Genomic DNA, 4,036 nt, shown 5'->3' on the forward strand with positions numbered 1-4,036 from the left:
GTTACGGTACCTGTCAACAACTCAGGAAGTCGTGATGCGTGCCGAAACCAGAACCCACCGCCAAGAACAGATCGAAGTCGCGGCATATAAATTGCTTGAACAAAAGGGCTTTGCCGGAACGTCCATGCAAGGCATCGCGCGCCTGGCCAAAGCGTCAAACGAGACGCTGTATAATTGGTACGGCGATAAGCAGGGCCTGTTCAAAGCACTGGTTGCTCGCAATGCCGACGAGGTGAAAAGCCTGTTGGAGGAGGAGCTTGACGCACAGCGTGACGCCCTTGGTATTCTCGGGTTACTGGGCCCACGTTTGCTTTCGCTGCTGCTTGGACCACGCGCCATTGCGCTGAACCGCGCTGCTGCGGCTGACCCAACTGGAGCCTTGGGGCAGGCGTTGTCGCAAGCCGGGCGGGAATCCGTAGCACCGCTTTTGGTTCAGGTGCTTGAACGGGCCAAGGCGGCGGGTCAGCTTTCCTTTGAGCTTAGCGATCAAGCCGTTGCGCTGTATCTGGACCTGTTGGTCGGAGACCTGCAAATCAGACGGGTGATCGGGGTATTGCCCCCGCCGGATGATGCCTTTTGCCAAGAACGATCCGAAAGGGCGACCCGTATGCTGGTAAAACTGCTTGGGTGATGTTGGCCTAAAAAAAGCCCCCGCAAATCTATCAACCTATTCAGCGTGCCGGGACATGCCGCGATTTTTTCAGATAGAAGCGATTTACACAGCAGAAGTGCGGCTTGAATGCATGTTTTGCCCGTTTTTCGTTAGACTGCCCCGTTTGAGGCGACAGGACACTTTGGTCGTCCCTCGATAAAGGCAGTTTCTAATTTGCTAAATGCGCAGGAAGATCCACGCCGCGCAGGAAAAGCTCAAGCTTGTTCCTTAACCTTGCGCGAAGCCGATCGGGGCATTGTTCCAACGCTATTTCAGTAACACGACGACATGCCTCATATTTCCGGAAATGTGCGCCCATTCGGTAATGCATAAGTTTAACATCCGATATGTCCTCGTCGCCCTTCAACCGGTAGGGCGAGAAATTATAAGTATTCTCCAGAACTTCAATCTTGCCGCCCATCCTTGCTGCGGCAACCGGCAAGGCGATCTGATCAAGCCAAGGTCGCTTTCCTTCGATCTTTGGGTTGGCATCAATGGCTTTGGCTGTTTCTAACCATAAGTCTGGAAATCGTTGCCCGTTCTCGTTGCCATGTTCCCTAAACCCAACAAAACCGGCATTAAAATACGGCAAGACGATGCGTTGTCGGCCTTTGACAAGCTTCACCCGTTCTTCAGGGATGTCCAAGTCAAACATCTCATAGACAGGGTGCCAAGTTTCATCTTTCCGCCCCCATGTCGGCACGCCCTCGGGAACGGCAAACACTGACGTATTTGCTGTGACGCTATCAAACTTCATGTTCGATAAACAAACAATATCAGTGTCCAAAAACACTGATAAATCGGTTGATCGCCGTGCGCAGGATGCCAATATTTTGTTACCATGCGGGTACGCTGGGTCCCATTGCACATTTTCAGTATTTAGGGCGCAAATCTCAACATTCAGCACGGTTAGCATCCGCCGTGTCACACGCTGAATTGTCTCAATCTTATCTTCGGGGACGTAGGCGATAAGCTTTGGGTCATCGCCCAATGCGTTGCGCAAGGATTGTGCCAATAAAATTGCTGGCGCTTCAAACCCCTCACCGTCCATGACGAAAAAGTAACTGATTGAACGGTAGCCTAATTCGGTTTGCATGAGGGACGGTGGCCTTGTGACTTCGGCGGACTGGCGATGCTTTTGATTGAAAGACATATAATTTCATAATCCTAAAAAACACAAGTCTAGTGGCTGTATGCCTTTTAGATAACTGTTGATCTTCTTCCCTTAGGAACTGATTCGAATTGCATTTTTCGCAAAAATTGCGTCAGCCTATAGGCAATATCGAATGGTGTGAATTTATCGAAATTTGCACCGGACAGCATTGTCCCTTTTCACAAGACCCGCCGCCAGTAGTCGCAAAAAAGCGATCAAAAAAAATGCCCCCGCAAATTTATGCGGGGGCATTTTGCTCGTGTCTCTAAAGATCAGCTGGCTTAGCTGGTCAGCTCGTAGGCGCGTTCGCCATGTACGGCCAGATCAAGGCCGGTTGTCTCGTCTTCCTCGGACACGCGCAGGGGCGTGATCGCTTTGCAGATGAACACCAATGCGACGGTCACGACGGTCGTATAGACACCGACAATCGCCAGCGATCCCAGCTGCGCAGCCCAGGTGCCCGCGCCAAAAGCTGCGATCATGATCGTGCCGAAAATACCGCCGACACCGTGTACGGCAAAGACATCCAGCGTATCGTCGATCTTGGCCTTGTTGCGGATCAGCACGACGGCTTCTTGGCACAGGACGCCTGCGACGGCCCCGATGATCAGCGCCTCCCAGGGGCCGACGAAACCTGACGCGGGGGTGATCGATGCCAAGCCGGCGATTGTGCCCGTCACGATACCGACCATCGACGATTTGCCAAACTTGATCCGTTCCCACAGCGCCCAAGACAGCGATGCCGTCGCCGCCGAGATATGCGTGACCGTGATCGCCATGGCCGCGCCACCGTCAGCCGCCAGTTGCGACCCGCCGTTAAAGCCGAACCAACCGACCCACAGCATCGCCGCCCCGATCATGACAAAACCGGGGTTATGCGGTGGTGTGTGGCTGTTTTTGCGTGGCCCCAAAAAGAACGCGATGATCAACGCCGCAAGACCCGCGGTTTCATGCACCACAATGCCGCCCGCGAAATCGCGCACGCCCGTGTCGCCAAAGATACCGCCATCGGCCAGAAAACCGCCGCCCCAGACCCAATGCACAACCGGCGCATAGCAGATCAGCATCCACAGCCCCGAAAACAACATGACAAAACCAAATCCGACACGCTCAACATAGGCTCCGACGATCAGCGCCGGTGTGATGATGGCAAATGTCATTTGGAAGGCAAAGAACAGGATTTCGGGCAGGGTACCGGACAGGCTTTCGATGGTGACGCCGTTCAAGCCGAGCTTGTCCAGACCGCCCCAAAGCCCCGAGGTGCCAGAGCCGAAAGCGATGGAATAACCGAACAGGAACCAAAGCACGCTCATCAGACAGGCGATGGCATAGCAATGCATGAACACGCTCAGCACGTTGCGGCCGCGCACGAGGCCGCCGTAAAACAGGGCAAGCCCCGGCAATGTCATGAACAAGACCAAGGCCGTTGCGGTCATGATCCAGGCTGTATCTGCAGCATTCATTATGTGATGTCCCCCCAAAGTATTTTATGTATCTGGGGGTGAAGCGGATGCAGACCGTATATAAAAGACAAAATTCGGGCGCAGGCGATTATTTTTGAGGCGGTTTGCGATGTGACTGCTATTTAGGCGCTTTGCACTGCCTTTTGCATCAAACTTATGCGTTTATGAAACCGCCTGCAAAAGCAGTGACAGCGCATGATCCCGCGCTGAAATCCCAACCAGATCGCGCCCTATAGCGCCAAAGTCGCATGTTTCGACCGTCACGCCGTCGCGGGTTGCCAGCCCAAAGCAAACGCGCCCTTCGGGTTTATGTTCGGACCCGCCTGGGCCCGCTATCCCGGTGATCGATACTGCAACCTGCGCCATCGAACGTGCCAAGGCCCCTTGCGCCATTTCGCGGGCGACGTCTTCGGATACGGCCCCGAATTGGTCCAGTGTTGCGGGGGAAACCCCCAGCAGGTCGATCTTGGCGGCGTTGGTATAGGTCACAACCCCCCGGTCGAACATCGCGGATGATCCGGGCAAGTCGGTCAAGGCCGCCGCAACCATGCCGCCCGTGCAGCTTTCTGCGCAGGTAAACATCACGCCGCGCCCAATCGCCCGTTCCAACAATGTCGCCGCCTCAGAGAAGGCCATGATACAGACCCGCCAATGCGATCACGCAGATCAGCGCAAAGATTCCGGCAATCACATCGTCCAGCATCACACCCAACGCATCACCGCGCCGGTCAGCCCAGCCCACCAGCAGCGGTTTCCAGATGTCGAACA

Annotated in this window: 5 protein-coding genes; 1 reads left to right on the top strand and 4 read right to left on the bottom strand. The window is 54.8% G+C overall.

Annotated elements, in window-relative coordinates; all coding sequences use genetic code 11:
• A partial coding sequence (locus ABYT07_RS19500; protein ID WP_372993681.1) for a TetR/AcrR family transcriptional regulator occupies positions 1–631 on the top strand: 631 nt, incomplete at its 5' end.
• A 190-nt stretch (positions 632–821) separates the two neighbouring features.
• Here the strand turns inward: ABYT07_RS19500 and ABYT07_RS19505 are convergent.
• The 4 genes from ABYT07_RS19505 to ABYT07_RS19520 all read right to left on the bottom strand — a co-directional run.
• Positions 822–1,748 (bottom strand): hypothetical protein, encoded by a 927-nt coding sequence (locus tag ABYT07_RS19505; RefSeq protein ID WP_372993682.1) that lies wholly within the window; start codon positions 1,746–1,748, stop codon positions 822–824.
• Positions 1,749–2,086: 338 nt separating this feature from the next.
• On the bottom strand, positions 2,087–3,268 hold the full coding sequence (locus ABYT07_RS19510; protein WP_372993683.1) for an ammonium transporter: 1,182 nt from the start codon (positions 3,266–3,268) through the stop codon (positions 2,087–2,089).
• A gap of 162 nt (positions 3,269–3,430) precedes the next feature.
• On the bottom strand, positions 3,431–3,904 hold the full coding sequence (locus ABYT07_RS19515) for a CinA family protein (protein WP_372993684.1): 474 nt from the start codon (positions 3,902–3,904) through the stop codon (positions 3,431–3,433).
• On the bottom strand, positions 3,891–4,036 hold a 146-nt coding region (locus ABYT07_RS19520), incomplete at its 5' end, for a phosphatidylglycerophosphatase A (RefSeq protein WP_372993685.1). The genes ABYT07_RS19515 and ABYT07_RS19520, both read right to left, overlap by 14 nt.

Source organism: Sulfitobacter sp., assembly GCF_041552635.1.
Classification (GTDB): domain Bacteria; phylum Pseudomonadota; class Alphaproteobacteria; order Rhodobacterales; family Rhodobacteraceae; genus Sulfitobacter.